Origin of the sequence: Chryseobacterium herbae (genome assembly GCF_025154075.1) — a bacterium.
Taxonomy (GTDB): domain Bacteria; phylum Bacteroidota; class Bacteroidia; order Flavobacteriales; family Weeksellaceae; genus Chryseobacterium; species Chryseobacterium herbae.
This window is the reverse complement of record NZ_JAOAMU010000001.1, coordinates 1,134,419-1,150,547: the sequence shown is the minus strand read 5'-3', so window position 1 is coordinate 1,150,547 and position 16,129 is coordinate 1,134,419. Positions and strand designations below refer to the sequence as shown.

Here is a 16,129-nt window from a genome sequence, read left to right as displayed (position 1 = left end):
TATGAAATTAATTAGGATTATAATGATTAGTATGCTATTGCTTTCATGTCATAAAGAGAAGCAAGAATATATTGAAGTATCATTGGGGTTTAGCATGAATCCTAATGAACCAAGGATTGCAATCCTTATAAATGACAAAGATTCTTTGTATGTATGTAAGGAAAATTTAACATCAACTGATAAAGGAGTAAAATATAAATATTTTAAATCAAATCAAAAGATTAATTTCGCTTATTATAGAGAAAGAATATTGACATCTTTTTATGATTCAGTTCAATTTAAAAGTACTCCCGATGCTCAGCCAAGACAAATAAATTATTATTTAAATGGGAAGAATCTTAAATTTAGATTTTATTCACACGAGTTATCAAATAGACAAGAGGAAATTATTGAAGACTTGATTTTACTAAAAGAAGATAAAGGACTTAGAGAAATTCCTTATTATAGATTTTCTAAGGATTTATTATATGAATCAATGCCAAAGGCACCCAAATAAACTAAAAACTATTAAACCTTTTGCTCTCTACTATTCAAAGTTTCCCGACTTTGAGCAGCCCCCCCCCCCTCGCTCGCGCCCATCAATAAAAATAAACCACTGCTTTTTACAGTGGTTTTATTATTTTAGCCTAAAAAGAAAAAGACCTTCGATACAGACACCACAGATTATATAAACGGTTTCCAGTATGAAAACGGCACATTGAAATTCTTCCCTACCGCAGAAGGTTATTTTAATTTTGAAACCGTGAAATATGTGTATAATTATACCGACCATCTTGGAAATACAAGACTGAGCTACTTTGAAAATGGCTCAGGAGCAGAGATCATTGAAGAGAGTAATTATTATCCATTTGGATTGAAGCATGGGTATAATGTTTTGTCAGGAAATCCTGCGTCTAAATACAAGTACAACGGGAAGGAACTTCAGGAGACAGGAATGTATGATTATGGAGCGAGGTTCTATATGCCGGAGATGGGAAGATGGGCTATAACACCACCATCTATATTAACAAGACCTAGATTTTAAATCGAACATCTTAAATTTAATAAATATGAAAAAAAGTATAAGTTTAATTTTATTACCTTTTTTATTTTCGTGCCAAAATATTAGTAATGAAGATATATATGGAAAATATTCACCCATATCATACAAGAATACATATGACACTCTAACAATTAACAAAGATGGGATTTATAACAGATTGATTTACAATATAGAAGGGAGGGAATTATTGAATTACAATTCGAAATACAAATTAGATGGTTCTTCAATAAAGTTTTCTGATTTTTATTTAAATTTAGATAAAGATTTAATTGCCTTTCCAGAAGATGTGAATGATATTGATATGACCTATACTACTTTTTTTGAAAAAAAAGATAAGAATATTGTACTTTGCTTTGGTTACCATAATGGGGAGAATTGTTATAAAAAGATTATAAAATAAAAAACCACTGAGCAAAGTCCCCGCTAGTGCGAGTGTTCCGCTCATGTCAATAATAATAATAATAATAATAATAATAATAAACCACTGTTTTTACAGTGGTTTATTATTTTAGCTTTGAAAGCATTTATGAACTATATTGTGACTTTTACTTCAATAAAAATTAAAAACTAAATTCACCCAAAGACAATCCATGAAAAAATCAATCTCCCACATCTTCACCATCACTCTTCTTTTCATCACATTTTCCTGCACTTCCTATATCAAACCCATCCACACAGAATCAGTACCCAGCTCTGAAAATATAACCAGAAAATTAGTTTTTAAGGATGGAACGCTGGACGTGAATTTCTATGGAGATTATATATTTGATAAGGTAGATAAAAACATAATCTTTTTCACCAATAAAGAGATCTCTGGAATGCTCAGCAATCTTAAAATAAAGCCTTCATCCCAGATCCTTTTTACCTATACCAAATCCAGTATCTACAACAATATGCTTGGATTTTATTATGCCGGAAAAAACCTCACTGATGTAAAGAATGATTTCTCTATTAAAACTCCCGAAAAAGAAATGCAAAACGGCCTTTTGTACACCTATGAATACAAAGGTTACTACATTATGGAATTCTACAGACAACAGGAAAAAGGAGTAGTCCGTTTTATTTCGGTAAATGATTCGGCAAAACAGACAGTTGAGAAATTCAGGCTGGAAAACAACAATGTATTTTTTGATATCAATGCCCAGCTTTGGAATGAGTTGTAAAACTTGTGTAAACTTTTTTTAATGGAAAGCGCAAAAGATCGCAAAGAAATTTGAAAAGATGCTGCTGTAAGGCTCTAGGATTTTATCACAGATAAATTGTAGACCGCTCAATAAACGGCAATGAACTTGCTGAAAATTTCTGATTTTCTTGCGCCTTAAAATATCCTCATTCTTATTTAATCTTTGCGTCACTTAGCGTTTTTCCAACTATAAAGAATAGCATAAACGTTTAGCTGGACAGTTTCAAGGCTCTATTAGGAAGGTTTGAAACTTTAAATATCAATTGTCAATCAATTAAAATAAATCACTGTTTTCCACAGTGGTTTTATTATTTTAGCCTTGAAAGCTTGATATAGAGAAAATGAAACAATTTATATACACCCTTGAACATATATATACCGACGAAGAGCATACCGCGATTAAGCTTTTAGGCTTTTTTGATGATTTAACAAAACTGGAAAAAATCAAAGATCAAGCTTTAGAATTTCCAGGATTTCGGGATTATCCGGATGGTTTTTTAAGTATAAAAAATGAACTGGATAAAGTCCATTGGAAGACAGGATTCAGTTCTGTAATCGGAGAAGTTGGAAGAGATTATATACCTGAAAAAGATGAAATAGATACAGAGGCTTATGTTGTTCAAAATTTACTCTCTATTTTCAGTGTAAGTCATACATATACCATTGACAGATATTTAGACGATGAAAGAATTATTGGTGTATTTTCAAGTTTAAAGACAGCAGAAAAAAATATAGACGAACTAAGACAACAGCCTGGATTTAAAGAATATCCTGAAGATTTTATAATTTGTGAAATAGAACTGAATAAGCTTTTATGGACTTCCGGTTTTTGATTTTGAAAAATCGGGCAATGATATAGCTTATTTTCATTGATTTTATATCTAATTTACGGGAAATACTTGATTTTTAGCGCGGTTATAGCCGTTTTGTTTGCTATATTTGTTAGACCATCACCACACAAAATCTTACCGCCATGAAAAAAATCCTTTTAGCCATTCTCGGCATTCTTGTTATTGTAGTTGCCATACTTTTAATCAAAATGTATACGTATCCGTTTAAAAAGAATGTGGAAGGAAGCTCTGAAGCATGGAAACCAGTCAAAAATGATTCAGCAATACTGCGTTTGTCAGGTGGTATCAAAATCCCTACGGTTTCTACTGGAAGTCTGGGTGAATTCAATTATGCTCCGTTTGATCAGTTTAAAGAATATCTGAAAACATCTTATCCGCTGGTCTATCAAAATACAGAAAACAATGAGGTCAACACCCATGCATTGGTTTTCCGGCTTAAAGGAAGTGACTCTTCACAGGACCCGATTCTTTTCCTTTCCCACATAGATGTAGTGCCTCCCGGAGATGCTGATGTGAAAAACAAAGAACAGAATATTTTCAGACCTGACGATAAACCATTGCCACCCGTTTCTAAAGTTGCAGAAGACTGGGATTTCGAACCGTTTTCAGGAACCGTTGCGAACGGAAGGATTTACGGAAGAGGAGCCATCGATATGAAAGGAATGCTCTTTTCCCTCATGGAATCTATGAATATGATGGTTAAAAGTAAAAAGATTCCGAAACGCGATATCTACCTGGCTTTCGGTTTCGATGAAGAAGTAGGAGGACAGAAAGGAGCCGTACAGATTGCAGACTATTTTAAGAAAAAAGGATTGAAGTTCGATGCAGTCTACGATGAAGGCGGATTGATCATGCAGAAAGGAAACGTCGCAGGAATAGATTCCGATGTCGCCGTAGTGGGCTGTGCAGAAAAAGGCTTCTTATCAGCAAAAATTAAGGTTAAAGGACTTGGAGGACATTCCTCAATGCCACCTATGGAAAGTGCGATAGGAAAGGCCGCAGTCATTATGCAGCGCCTCGAAGACCATCAGATGAAACCTACCATAACTCCATTGATCAAAGAATTTTTTGACAATATCGGAGGAGTTATGCCGTTTACGAACAGGCTTGCTATTGCCAACCAATGGCTTCTGAAACCACTTCTGCTCTCTCAACTGACCAAAAATAATACCACCAATGCTTTGGTACGTACCACAACTGCCCTTACCATGATGAAAGGAAGCGATGGAACCAATGTCCTTTCTCCCGAAGTGGAATTTGTAGTGAATTTCAGGCTTCTTCCCGGCGATACAGCAAAAGAAGTCCGTGATCATATCGCAAAAGCCACAGAAGGTTTCGATGTTGAGGTGGAAGAGATCGACAATACACGAGAAGCTTCCGCAGTTTCTCCTACCAATACAAAAGCGTATCAGTTAATAGAAGCCGGAGTCAGAGAAATTAATCCGGGTGCTATCGTAACTCCCTACCTTACCATGGCCGGTACCGATGCCTACAAATACCAGATTGTAAGCAAAAATATCTATAGATTCATGCCCATCAAAATCAACAGCTCAGAGCAGCAAAGTATCCACAGCACCAATGAGTACATCAGCATTGAAAACTATATGAAGATGATCCATTACTTTGAGTTCATGATGCTCAACTATGATAAGTAGTTTCGGGGTACGGGATTTGCGATGCGGAGTTTGAGAGTTTGAGAGTTTCGGGATTCGAGGTTAGAGTGTCGGAGTGTTTGAGGATTTTTGTGTTGCTGACTGTTGCTTGGGGGTAGTAATTAAGCCTCTTATTTTAATAGTCTGAAATATAATGTTTCCGGAAATATTGAATGAACGACAAATATCTGGCGGCTGAGGCTCTCGAAGCCACCAGTTCTAATGTCTGAAATCTGAAATCTAAACAAAAATATAACACGTCAAGTTTTGTCGCATTACCGCTATAGCTTTGTCCTATCAAAATTACAGAGCTATGGAAATGCCGTTTTACTTAACATTTACAGAATTTGAAAGTCATTATTACGATAATCTTGAAAAATGGTTTGAAGAATATCACAACGCCAGCGAAATCGATTATCTTAAGACACTGGCAGATCTTTACAGTCCTTATCTGTATTACAGTTTTGCGGATGACAGGCTGATGGCTGATGCTTCTATGGAAATCAAAGACTGCTTCTTTCCTTATCATGAAAAGATCGGGATTTCTTTCTGTACAAGCTGTGAAAACGGGAAAAATCCAAAGGCAGCCAAAGGCATGAACCATATATTCGAGTGGAAAACCATTACGATGATGGAATATGCACAACATATTCTGGATAAGATCAACAGACACTTGTTAAAAAACGGCAGTTCTCTGGACGGAAACAAAACAATTCCGGATTATATCAATGATCGTGACATCATCACTTCAATAGAAGGTACCGGATATTGTGTGAATTACAGCAGGCATCAGGCAGCGGTTCCGTTCTTAAAGTCTTACCTTCCTTATTTCGGGCAGACTGTAAACATTGCGGTGTACAGAGACTTTATTTTCTCGATAGTGCAGATCGCGGAATATATTGATAAAAAGTTGAGATCTGTACAGGCTTTTGAGTACACCATTTATGCTAAATTAAAATCAGAAGCCAAATTCAAAGTGCAGATGAGTCATCAGTTTCTGACGATTTGCAATTAAAATTTTCACCAACATTCATATCTAAATTATATTGACGGAATACCCTGACCGGTCTTCCAGACAAATCCTGACAGCAATGCCAGGATTTTGTTTAATATTACCCATTACCCATTACTCATTACTCATTACTCATTACTCATTATTTGAAGGGTAAATTCCAAATCACATCCACGGCCAAATAATGCACGCCACCTCTCTTCACACTTCTGCTTCCCCGAATCAGATCATTTACATATCCAATATCCACCGAGAAAGGGGAGTGGGGAATACTGAACATATAATAAGCCCCGATACGCATTTCCCGGTATCCGAAAGGCGTCCATTTCTGTTCCGGCTCATTAAGGTAGCTTGTAGAAAACAGACCTTCGGCACTTAGAGCCAGCTTTTGATTGTTTTTTTGGGATAGATTATAAGTCAACTGACTTTTAATCCTTGTTCTCAATTGGAAATTTTCTTCAACCTGACGGAAATCAGCATCAAAAAACTTCCGAAATTCCTGGCGGACTGTATTTTTAAGTTTCCATCTTTTCCCCAATTTGAAAATATAGGCATATCTTCCATAAATTCTGAACTCCTGCTCAGTCGCTTCCTTTTCATAAGGTGCAGAGCTTTCATATTTCGGCTGCCGGCGGTAACTGACCGCATAGCTATACTGTTGATTGGGTGCAAAAGAATGATACACCTCATGGTTCAAAACAATGATGGCCTGTTTTGAGACTAAATTATAATCATCTGGGTTGCTTTTTCTTCCCAAAGCGATATAGCTTAAAGCCTGTTTCTTTCCCAGTGAATCTAATTGCCGTCTTACTCCGAAGGCTGACCAGAAAGCCGTATTAGCCTCTCCAAGACCAGGCGAACTGATCTGGGCATGTACTGAACTAAATAAGCTTAATAAAAATATCGCAATAATAATTTTTCCTTTCCTGAGCATCCTGTAAAATCTATTGAATCGTATTCTGAGTATCTGTTCAGTAATAAAATGATGATTTGCTGTAGCCAATGTAGGTCCTTTATCCATTAAATAATGATGTAAATGATTTTAATACTGTTGATAAACAGGACAAATTAAATACATGATTTAGGAATGTTTTAGGAATAGGAAGGATCAGGCGCAAAAATTGTGGACTCAATCAATTCCTCTCGCTGATCATACAGATAGAGCAGATAAAAAATAAAAATCTGTATGATCTGGCCAATCTGCGTGAAATTTATAGATACATTCCCTTTGTTAGAATCCATGGAATTGATTTTATCTTTATTTTTTTTTACAAAAAAAAGTCTTAAACAATTAAGTTTAAGACTTTTATAATCTTGCAGAGAGGAAGGGATTCGAACCCTCGATACAGTTACCCGCATACTACCTTTCCAGGGTAGCTCCTTCAACCACTCGGACACCTCTCTATTTGAGATTGCAAAAATAGAGTAATTTCTGGAATCTGCAAATTATTATTCAAAATTAGTCAGTAATTTCTCCACAGAGACTTCTGGTGAAGTTGTCCGCAAAGGTTCCTGTGTAATTCGGGTTGTCTATAAGGTGCATCGCTTTGGTGATGGCACTTTCGGCGGTCATATCCCTTCCGCTGATCGCTCCGATTCTTGAAAATATATTGCTGTTTTCATACTTCCCGAAAGATATACCTCCTGAAATACACTGACTTACCACCACGATCTCAGTTCCGTTGCTTCTGATCTCCTCAAGCGTTTCCTGCGTTTTTTCACTGCTGAAAATAGTTCCCGAACCGAAAACCTGAAGAATTAAAACCTTCATTTTAGGAATTTCTTTAAAATGACTCAGATGCATCCCCGGAAAAATTCTCCAGAATAAAATATCTTCAGAAATATGTTCGTCTACATGAAATTCCACTTCCGGATCACAACGGTACAAATTGTCCTTAACAATATTTAAATGAACACCTGATTGTCCTAAAATAGGGTAATTCGGACTTGAATAGGCATCAAAAAACTCCGCAGAATATTTCAGGGTTCTGTTTCCTCTCAATAATTTATACTCAAAATAAACGGCAACCTCCTGAATAACGGCTTCATCGTTTTCATAAAGACTGGCATAATAAAGACTGGTCAGAAGATTTTCCTTGGCATCCGTTCTCAGATCTCCGATCGGAAGCTGTGAACCCGTCATAATGACAGGTTTCCTAAGACCTTTCAGCATAAAACTTAAAGCGGAAGCCGTGTAAGACATGGTATCGGTTCCATGAAGGACCAGAAAGCCGTCATACAGCTCATAATTCTTGAGAATATAGTTGGCGATCACCTTCCATTCCTCAGGTCCCATATCCGAAGAGTCCAGCGGTTTTGCGAAAGGATGCACAAACACCTCGCATTCCATTAATTTCATCTCGGGCATTTTTTCGAAAATATTTCCAAAATCAAATGCACGGAGACTTCCGGTTTCATAATCTTTTTCCATACCGATGGTTCCTCCGGTATAGATGAGCAGGACTTTTCTTTTCATGAATTACTTTTTAGTAAGAAATTGAGCCTCGTTCAGGTTCATAGCTCAAAATTACGTTAATTTGCAAAGATTTGAAAATGAATGGAAGATTTAGCGCAAACTTTTGAATACTTAAAGCAGTTTTTAACAGAGGAAAGACTCTCGAAAATAGAACATTTCTCTAAGGAAAGTTCCGATTTTGTACTTCCTGTGATGGATGATGTCTACCAGTTCAGAAATGCAGCGGCTATCATCAGATCTGTGGAAGCCTGCGCGTTTCATAAGGTTATAGCTATGGAAGAGGAGAATGTTTTTGATCCCAACCTTACCGTAACCAAAGGTGCCGAAACCTGGGTAGAAGTTGAGAAAATGGCTAAGAATATTGCTTCTCTGCAGAATATCAAAGACAGAGGCTATAAAATTCTTGCGGTATCTCTTGAAAAAAATGCGGTGATGCTTCCTGATTATCAGATTACAGAACCTATTGCGCTTGTATTCGGAACCGAGATGGAAGGCGTATCGGAAGAAGTCATAGATTTCGCAGACGAAACCCTGGCTATTCCGATGTATGGCTTAACAAGAAGCTACAATGTTTCTGTAGCCGCAGGAATCTGTATGTACGAACTGAAACAGAAACTGATACATTCAGGCATCGATTATAAGCTAAGCGAAGAAAAAAAGATGAAAATGAAGATTCGTTGGGCCATCAACTCCATGCGAAGCGGAAAACAGATCTTTGAAAAATATTTGAGAGATCATAATCTGGAAATGTAGATTGATGTGATGATGAGTTGATTTGATAATTTGCTGATCTATTGATATGCCCCGATTTCTAACCTCTAACTTCTAATCTCTAACATCTAATTTTTACCCTTTCACCATCCTAAAATAATTCCACGCCGCTACAAACACCCCCGCCGTTTCAGTTCTCAGCCTTTGGTTTCCAAGTGAGACTGCTTTTATATGACTGTCGGATAGAAACTGGATTTCCCTTTCAGAAAAATCTCCTTCAGGACCAATTAAAAAAGTGATCTCCTCCAAAGCAGGAATATGGTTAAGCTTAATTCTTTCCAGATTTTCATGACAGTGTGCCACGAAAGTCTTTTCTGGACTAATATTTTTCAGAAAATCAGGAAGTTTAATTAAATCATTAACCACAGGAAAATGAAACCGCAAACTTTGTTTTGAGGCCGCAATGGCTTGTTTTCTGAGTTTGTCTATACTGATATTTTTACGCTCTGTTTTTTCAGTTTGTAAAATGGTAATCTCAGAAATACCCATTTCAACAGCTTTTTCTACAAAAAACTCAATTCGGTCAATATTTTTAGTCGGAGCAATAGCTATATGAAGTTTAGGATTGAAATCCGGAGTATCTGTTTTAATTTCGGAAACATTCAGACTCGCTTTTTTGCCTTCGATCAATAATTGTCCGGAAGCAACATTTCCTTTTCCGTCTGTGACGTGAATTTCTTCACCCTCTTTCATCCGAAGAACTTTCACAATGTGCTGCTGTTCTTCGTCATTAATTATTGCTTTTCCGTTATCGATTTCGCCAAAAAAAAGTTTCATAGATTGATATTTAGAATGCGCCTGAATTTTATGTATAAGTGATGGTTAAAAGGCAATTTCATTATCGCTTAAAAATGCGACACCGGTTTTTATCGTGGTATAAATATCACCTTCACAATCTCTATATGAACAGGCGTAAATTTCTTCAAGCCACTTATTATTCATGAAAATTAAATTCAAATATTCGTTTTTTCTTAAATTATTTTTGATGGATAAATAATCTCCTTCTTTGGGTTCGTACGTAAAACTAAATACATTTTCTGAATTGATTTTCTCTACGATCTCTTCCTTTATATTTTGAACATATCCAGTTTCTGAACTGATCATTAAATAATCTTCATCTTCGTCTTCAGATTTTTCTGTCACTTCATTTTTTCCGGTAATCGTTTCTAAAACCCAATAATATTTTGAGTTCTTTTTAGATTGGGTTCCCAGTACTTTTTCTTCTAAGAGTATTTTCATAAATCATATTTTGCAGTTGCGGACGTTTTCATATCCGTAAATTCTCCTCGCTCATATTTCAGTTGAGCCACCATAGCAATCATCGCGGCGTTGTCTGTTGTATATTCAAATTTTGGAATGTAGATATTCCAGCCTAATTTTTCATGATTATCCTCCATCGCCTTTCTTAAAGCGGAATTGGCAGAAACTCCACCTGCAATCGCCACTTCTTTTACATTTAATTCTTTAGCTGCTTTTTCAAGTTTAGCCATCAGAATTTCAACGATTGTTCTCTGAACGGAAGCACACAGATCATTCAGGTTTTCCTTAATAAAATCAGGATTTTTTCTCACCTCCTTCTGAATGAAATAAAGGACAGACGTTTTTATACCGCTGAATGAATAATCATAATTCTCCATTCTCGGTTTGTTAAACGTAAAAGCATCAGGATTTCCTTCCTTAGCCAGTCGGTCTATAATAGGTCCTGCAGGATAGTCCAGATCGAAAATTTTTCCGATTTTGTCAAAAGCTTCTCCGGCGGCATCATCAATTGTTTTTCCGATAATTTCCATATCAAAATAATCCTTCACCAATACGATCATGGTGTGCCCTCCGCTTACCGTAAGACACAGGAAAGGGAATTGTGGCGGCATAGGATTTGCATCTTCGATAAAATGGGCTAAAATGTGGGCCTGGAGATGGTTAACTTCAATCAACGGAACATTCAGACTCATTGCCAAAGACTTAGCAAATGACGTTCCTACAAGAAGAGATCCTAAAAGTCCGGGGCCGCGTGTAAATCCTATAGCTGAAATAGCATTTTGTTGTATATTTGCTTTAGTAATAGATTTTTCAACAACGGGGATGATATTTTGCTGATGCGCTCGCGATGCCAGTTCCGGGACTACACCCCCATATTCTTTATGGATGGCCTGATTCGCAGCAATATTGGACAGAATACAGTTTCCCTTGATGATAGCTGCTGAGGTGTCGTCGCAGGACGATTCAATACCTAAAATTATAGAGTCGCTCATAATAATGGCAAAGTTAGAGAATAATAACGAGAATGAGAATAAAAAATCTGTAGCTGAGAACCTAAGTGATCAGGTACAGAAGACTGTGGAGAATGTAGAAGGCGCTGTGAAGGAGACCGTTAAAGAAGCATCTGAACTGGCATCAGATGCCATTCATCATCCCGTAGAAACGGCTGAAGAATTTGGAAAACAGGCGGTAAAAGATGTGACCAGCTACTCCTGGTGGGCCAAACTTCTCCTGATCCTTTTCTGGCTGGGAGTTATTCTTGTTGGAGGAATCCTTACGGCCATTAATCTTCCGGCAACCAAGCAGTGGGCCGCCAATCAGGCACTTCAGATCGTTAACAAAGACTTTAAAGCCGGAATGTCTACGGAAAGTGTAGAAGTGGATTATTTCGGAGACGTTATTATAAAAGGTTTAAAAATCAAAGATTACAAAGGCCTTGAATTCATCAAAGCAAGAGAATTCCGTGCAAATTCCGACTGGATGTCTCTTGCCTATAATGCAATTTCAGGGAACAGTAATTCATTAAGCTTTAATTCTCTTACCCTTGTCAATGCCGATGTAAAGGTGATTACCTACAAAGGCGACAGCATTTCCAACTTTATCAGATTTACACAGCTTTTCGACAGCGGAAAGAAGCGGGATCCAAAGAAACCTCCTTTCCAGCTGAATTCACGTGTCCAGATCATCGATTCAAAAGTTTCGATCGTTAGTCAAAACTCTCCGGGAGAACCTGGAAAATGGTTGACGGCTACAAAATTTAATTTAATAGCGCCTAATGTAAAGGTGAACGGGCCTAATATTTCTGCGCTGATCAATAATATGTCCTTCGTCACAGCAAGATGGGGGAAATCTCACTTGGTAGATACCTTTTCTACGGAACTTTCTTTGACCCATGAATTCCTTTCCTTAAAAGACTTGACGCTGAATACAGATCATTCACTGCTTCAGGGAGATATTAAATTTAATCTTCATGACGGCTCGTGGTCCGATTTTGCAGACCGTGTACGTTGGGATATGAATATCAAGCAGGGAAGCCAATTGAGCGGATATGACATCAGTTACTTCGTGACGAACTGGGATAATTTTAAACCCTTCAATCTGGCTGGTAAAATGACCGGTCCCTTGAATAAATTCCACCTGGAAGACTTCCTGATCAGAAATCCTGACGTCAATATTGCGACCAAAACCATGAGAGTCGATAGGCTGTTGAAAGGAAATTTCTCTATTGAAACCAATGATCTTTCTACAGATTTTACCTATAAAGACCTTAAAGCGATGATGCCTTCATTTATATCTAAAAAGATGAAGAATTTCGCGGACGATTTTGGAAAACTGAAATACAACGGAGCCGCAAAAGTAGATCCCGGACAAATTTATGTTTCCAGCGGAAATCTGATGACGGGAATAGGACAGGCGAAAATCACTAAACTTTCATTGACGGGATACAGCACAACAATGCCTAAATATTCTGGATATCTGGAAGTAAAAGACCTGAATACATCTGTCATCACCAAAAATAAAGCAGTCGGTCTTATCTCCGGTAAATTTGATCTGAACGGGCAGAGTTTTGACGTCAATACCATGCGTCTCACCACCAAATCCCAGATCAGCAGCATTGAGATTATGGATAAGCAAATCAGCAATCTGTATCTGGACGGTTTATTAGACCATAAAAAATATAACGGACTTATCACCATAAATGATGAGCAGGCGAAAGCTACCATTAAGGGACTTATTGATTTCAGTACCCCTAGGATTATGATGGATGTGAATGCAGATGTCACCCATCTGAACATGAATTATTTCACCAACAAACCGGGAAGTCAGATCGTGAGCGGCCAGGTGGTAGGTAAAATGTCCATGTCTTCCATTAATGATCTGACCCTGGATGTGGATGCTAATGATCTGCATTTTGCTACAACTACACAGAAATATATCGTTCCAAAAGCAAAGATTAAAACCTTTGTGGAAGCGGGTGGACGTGTAATAGAGGTCGATGCACCGGGAGCAGCCAGTGGTAAAATCTCAGGAAAATACAACCTTGGTGATCTTGTGGGAATGATGGAAAACGGTATCGGAAGAATACTGGTAGGACCTCCGCCGAGAAAACTATACAGAGGCCAGAGCTTCAAAATGAATTTTGATGTTCAGCAGGGTGTTGTGAATTATTTTCTGCCGGATCTTAAACTTCCGCAGGGTGCTTTGATAGAAGGAGAATATAACGGAGATTCCAATGACCTGATCCTGAATCTGGATGCAGCTTCCCTGAAGTATATCATGACCAAAAAGGAGGAGATCACCGAAGCAGACAAAGCGTTGGCGGCCACCAATCCTGAATATAAACTTAATGACCGGAATAATATTTCCAGAGACAGTGCGATGATCGACAGTGTAATGGTCAGAATCAATACGGCAAAGCTTGATGAGCAGCTGTATGCAAGGATCAGTAAACTGGTGTACAATAAGAATATTATCAAAGATTTTGAACTCAGAGGAAAGAATGAAAACAATACGGCACTTCATCTTGCGACAACATTTAAACATGGAAGTCCGGAGGATGAACTGAGTGAAAGCCTTAAAGCATACGCCATTAATGTAGATCAGTCTACCAATGCAGCGGGAGATTATGTTTTCAGGTTTGAGCCTACAGAAGTGAAGTTCAATGATGTTACCTGGGCGATAGATACCAGCCCAGAATTGGATCATTCTATTACCTACAGGAAAAGTACTGCTGATTTTGACATTCATAATCTGAGGGTATTTTCAGATAAAAGTGCCCTGTTCATTAAAGAGGCACAGTTTAAATCTGCAAAAGACTTTTATATAGATGCGGATATCGATGAATTTGCCGTAGAAAAGCTCCTTGAAATGCAGTCCGGAGGAAATCCGATGGGAATCAAAGGTCTGGCGAACGGAAGTGTAAAGATCAAAATGGATAAGAGCACGCTGCAGCCATTGGTAGACCTTACGGTAGACAATATCATGATGAACGGAAATGAAATGGGCGACCTTACGATTTCTGCGACTAATGGATTCTCACTGAACGTTTATGATGTAGATGTGAAAGTAACTTCTGCCGGAGTTCTCGGAAATAATAACCTGCATCTTACAGGTACCGTAAACAACAATACCGCTTCTCCTACGATCGATCTGACGGCGGAAATGCGGGATTTTGACCTTGCCTTTACCCAACAGTTCGTTCAGACTGTTTTCGGAAATATAAGAGGAAAAGCGACGGGTGACCTTAAGATCAACGGAAAGCTGAGCAATCTGGATTACAGTGGAGATATCGCCTTGAAAGGTTTCGGTCTGAAACTGCTTTTCACAGGCGTAGATTATTCATTTGACGATACGGTGATTCCGCTTTCCAAAGGACTTGCCATCCTTAACAATATTGAAGTACATGACGGAAGAACGAATTCTAAGGGAACGATCTCCGGGGCGATCCAGTTTGAAACGATTTCTTCCATGGGGGTCAACCTGATTATGAGAGCCGATAATCTTCTGGTGCTGAATACCTCACAGAAAGATTTTGACCTGTTTTGGGGAAGGGTTTACGGACAGGGAGATCTCTACGTGGACGGACCTGTTTCCGGACTGAGTATTTCCACCCCGAATATGAAGGCACTGAACGGAAGTACCTTTACCTTTAATTCCAGTTCTACGTCTAATGTGGAAGAGTTCAAAATGCTGAGGTTCCTGAAAGAAGGAAAAGACGGATTGATCACGCTGGAGGAAAAGAAAAAGACGGGTGCGAATATGAATATCGACTTCAGTCTTGATGTGGATAAAGGAACAACGGTAAACGTACTTGTGGGCGATGATGTAGGAAATATTACCGTAAAAGGAACGGCTGACAGGCTGAGGTTTCAGATGGGAAGACGTGGAGGAATCGCCATGAACGGAACTTATAAAGTAGATAACGGAACATTTGTTTCTAAAGCGATTCTGAATAAGACCTTCCAGATCGAAAAGAACAGTAGCATAAGGTGGGATGGTGATGCTATGAAGCCTGCACTGGATATTACAGCCAATTATGTAAGAATGGTATCGAATGCAGGGGAATATTTAAGTATGGGAAAACTGCAGCCGATCAGTGTACTGCTTCAGGCGAATATTACCCAATCCTTAATCAATCCGAAAATAGACCTGAATGTGACGGCTCTTGACGTGTCCAGCCAGGTAAAGGAAACATTGGCAGCCAAGATGAGCCAGGAGGGCGAGAAAGTACTCCAGTTTGGTTCTGTATTGCTGTTAAGTACCTTTAATGTCTCCAATAGTGGAGGAGTGGATTTTGACGTGGCGGGAGTCGCAGAATCTTCCGGATATAATATGCTTCTTAAACAGCTGGGTTCTGTATTGAATACCATGAGTAACGAATTCCAGATCGATCTGAATTATGTAAAAGGTGATCAAAATTCCAACACTGGTGACCGGGCTAATGCCGGGGTAAGTGTAGCCCTTTCACCAAGGGTCAATATTAAAACCGGACTGGGTATTCCACTGACAAAAACAGAAGGAACACAGACAAATTATCTTTCCGGGGAAGGGTCTATTGAGTATGATGTTTCTAAAAAGAATGACGGGAGTCTCGTCCTGAGAGGCTATTCCAAACCTACCAATATAGGAATGGTAAGTACGAATGGATCTGCAAATCAGGCCTATGGTGGGGGAGTTGTGTGGAGTAAAAGCTTCAATTCTCTCTTTAAAAAGAAGAAAAAAGATAAAAAACCCGCAGAACCTAAAACGGAAATAAAAACAGATTCTATAAAATCAAATGCTAAATAATCTGAATATTTTAATGATTTTTATCATCCGTGTTAATTATTGTTAATGTTTGATATAATTTTTTTAGTTAAATAATTTTTTATAAATTTGCAAAA

The 16,129-nt window shown here is 38.1% G+C and carries 14 protein-coding genes, 1 tRNA gene and 1 pseudogene; 9 read left to right on the top strand and 7 right to left on the bottom strand.

Annotated features, from left to right (window positions below; all coding sequences use genetic code 11):
- Window position 1: 1 nt before the first annotated feature.
- From N0B48_RS04970 to N0B48_RS04940, 7 genes and pseudogenes are all read left to right on the top strand, one after another.
- Complete coding sequence (locus N0B48_RS04970) at window positions 2–496, top strand: hypothetical protein (RefSeq protein ID WP_259837161.1); 495 nt, start codon at window positions 2–4, stop codon at window positions 494–496.
- 132 nt (window positions 497–628) lie between these two features.
- Window positions 629–997, top strand: a pseudogene (locus N0B48_RS04965) (RHS repeat-associated core domain-containing protein); the annotation flags it as partial.
- Window positions 998–1,049: 52 nt separating this feature from the next.
- Window positions 1,050–1,442, top strand: a complete 393-nt coding sequence (locus N0B48_RS04960; RefSeq protein WP_259837160.1) for a hypothetical protein — start codon at window positions 1,050–1,052, stop codon at window positions 1,440–1,442.
- 190 nt (window positions 1,443–1,632) lie between these two features.
- Window positions 1,633–2,205, top strand: a complete 573-nt coding sequence (locus tag N0B48_RS04955; RefSeq protein ID WP_259837159.1) for a hypothetical protein — start codon at window positions 1,633–1,635, stop codon at window positions 2,203–2,205.
- Window positions 2,206–2,566: 361 nt separating this feature from the next.
- Window positions 2,567–3,058 (top strand): DUF7336 domain-containing protein, encoded by a 492-nt coding sequence (locus N0B48_RS04950; RefSeq protein WP_259837158.1) that lies wholly within the window; start codon window positions 2,567–2,569, stop codon window positions 3,056–3,058.
- Window positions 3,059–3,198: 140 nt separating this feature from the next.
- Entirely contained in the window at window positions 3,199–4,731 is a 1,533-nt protein-coding gene (locus N0B48_RS04945; RefSeq protein ID WP_259837157.1) for a M20/M25/M40 family metallo-hydrolase, read from the top strand.
- Window positions 4,732–5,047: 316 nt separating this feature from the next.
- Window positions 5,048–5,743, top strand: coding sequence for a hypothetical protein (locus N0B48_RS04940; protein ID WP_259837156.1), 696 nt, complete (start codon window positions 5,048–5,050; stop codon window positions 5,741–5,743).
- A gap of 139 nt (window positions 5,744–5,882) precedes the next feature.
- Here N0B48_RS04940 and N0B48_RS04935 read toward each other — a convergent pair whose 3' ends face one another.
- The 4 genes from N0B48_RS04935 to N0B48_RS04920 all read right to left on the bottom strand — a co-directional run bounded on the left by N0B48_RS04935 (window position 5,883) and on the right by N0B48_RS04920 (window position 8,216).
- Entirely contained in the window at window positions 5,883–6,761 is an 879-nt protein-coding gene (locus N0B48_RS04935; protein ID WP_259837154.1) for a DUF2490 domain-containing protein, read from the bottom strand.
- A gap of 71 nt (window positions 6,762–6,832) precedes the next feature.
- Window positions 6,833–6,982, bottom strand: a complete 150-nt coding sequence (locus N0B48_RS04930; protein ID WP_259837152.1) for a hypothetical protein — start codon at window positions 6,980–6,982, stop codon at window positions 6,833–6,835.
- Window positions 6,983–7,057: 75 nt separating this feature from the next.
- Window positions 7,058–7,144, bottom strand: a tRNA-Ser gene (locus N0B48_RS04925).
- Between the two features lie 55 nt (window positions 7,145–7,199).
- Window positions 7,200–8,216: an asparaginase gene (locus N0B48_RS04920; RefSeq protein WP_259837151.1), complete on the bottom strand. Its 1,017-nt coding sequence runs from the start codon at window positions 8,214–8,216 to the stop codon at window positions 7,200–7,202.
- Between the two features lie 81 nt (window positions 8,217–8,297).
- Between N0B48_RS04920 and N0B48_RS04915 the strand changes: the two genes are divergently transcribed.
- Window positions 8,298–8,969: a TrmH family RNA methyltransferase gene (locus tag N0B48_RS04915; protein WP_259837150.1), complete on the top strand. Its 672-nt coding sequence runs from the start codon at window positions 8,298–8,300 to the stop codon at window positions 8,967–8,969.
- Between the two features lie 93 nt (window positions 8,970–9,062).
- Here N0B48_RS04915 and N0B48_RS04910 read toward each other — a convergent pair whose 3' ends face one another.
- Genes N0B48_RS04910 through tsaD form a run of 3 tightly spaced genes read right to left on the bottom strand, consistent with a single transcriptional unit; the run spans window position 9,063 to window position 11,239 of the window.
- Window positions 9,063–9,764, bottom strand: coding sequence for an RsmE family RNA methyltransferase (locus N0B48_RS04910; RefSeq protein ID WP_259837149.1), 702 nt, complete (start codon window positions 9,762–9,764; stop codon window positions 9,063–9,065).
- A gap of 45 nt (window positions 9,765–9,809) precedes the next feature.
- Window positions 9,810–10,226: a hypothetical protein gene (locus N0B48_RS04905; protein WP_259837148.1), complete on the bottom strand. Its 417-nt coding sequence runs from the start codon at window positions 10,224–10,226 to the stop codon at window positions 9,810–9,812.
- The gene (tsaD, locus tag N0B48_RS04900; RefSeq protein ID WP_047455014.1) at window positions 10,223–11,239 is read right to left on the bottom strand and encodes a tRNA (adenosine(37)-N6)-threonylcarbamoyltransferase complex transferase subunit TsaD; all 1,017 of its coding nucleotides are present in this window, start codon (window positions 11,237–11,239) and stop codon (window positions 10,223–10,225) included. The genes N0B48_RS04905 and tsaD overlap by 4 nt, the downstream gene beginning before the upstream one ends.
- Before the next feature lie 4 nt (window positions 11,240–11,243).
- Between tsaD and N0B48_RS04895 the strand changes: the two genes are divergently transcribed.
- Window positions 11,244–16,034: a translocation/assembly module TamB domain-containing protein gene (locus N0B48_RS04895; protein ID WP_259837147.1), complete on the top strand. Its 4,791-nt coding sequence runs from the start codon at window positions 11,244–11,246 to the stop codon at window positions 16,032–16,034.
- Window positions 16,035–16,129: the final 95 nt, after the last annotated feature.

Bases quoted from the DNA above. Each gene is read 5' to 3' on its own strand.
- N0B48_RS04970 (WP_259837161.1), top strand. From the start codon at position 2: ATGAAATTAATTAGGATTATAATGATTAGTATGCTATTGCTTTCATGT.
- N0B48_RS04960 (WP_259837160.1), top strand. From the start codon at position 1,050: ATGAAAAAAAGTATAAGTTTAATTTTATTACCTTTTTTATTTTCGTGC.
- N0B48_RS04955 (WP_259837159.1), top strand. From the start codon at position 1,633: ATGAAAAAATCAATCTCCCACATCTTCACCATCACTCTTCTTTTCATC.
- N0B48_RS04950 (WP_259837158.1), top strand. From the start codon at position 2,567: ATGAAACAATTTATATACACCCTTGAACATATATATACCGACGAAGAG.
- N0B48_RS04945 (WP_259837157.1), top strand. From the start codon at position 3,199: ATGAAAAAAATCCTTTTAGCCATTCTCGGCATTCTTGTTATTGTAGTT.
- N0B48_RS04940 (WP_259837156.1), top strand. From the start codon at position 5,048: ATGCCGTTTTACTTAACATTTACAGAATTTGAAAGTCATTATTACGAT.
- N0B48_RS04935 (WP_259837154.1), bottom strand. From the start codon at position 6,761: ATGGATAAAGGACCTACATTGGCTACAGCAAATCATCATTTTATTACT.
- N0B48_RS04930 (WP_259837152.1), bottom strand. From the start codon at position 6,982: ATGGATTCTAACAAAGGGAATGTATCTATAAATTTCACGCAGATTGGC.
- N0B48_RS04920 (WP_259837151.1), bottom strand. From the start codon at position 8,216: ATGAAAAGAAAAGTCCTGCTCATCTATACCGGAGGAACCATCGGTATG.
- N0B48_RS04915 (WP_259837150.1), top strand. From the start codon at position 8,298: ATGGAAGATTTAGCGCAAACTTTTGAATACTTAAAGCAGTTTTTAACA.
- N0B48_RS04910 (WP_259837149.1), bottom strand. From the start codon at position 9,764: ATGAAACTTTTTTTTGGCGAAATCGATAACGGAAAAGCAATAATTAAT.
- N0B48_RS04905 (WP_259837148.1), bottom strand. From the start codon at position 10,226: ATGAAAATACTCTTAGAAGAAAAAGTACTGGGAACCCAATCTAAAAAG.
- tsaD (WP_047455014.1), bottom strand. From the start codon at position 11,239: ATGAGCGACTCTATAATTTTAGGTATTGAATCGTCCTGCGACGACACC.
- N0B48_RS04895 (WP_259837147.1), top strand. From the start codon at position 11,244: ATGGCAAAGTTAGAGAATAATAACGAGAATGAGAATAAAAAATCTGTA.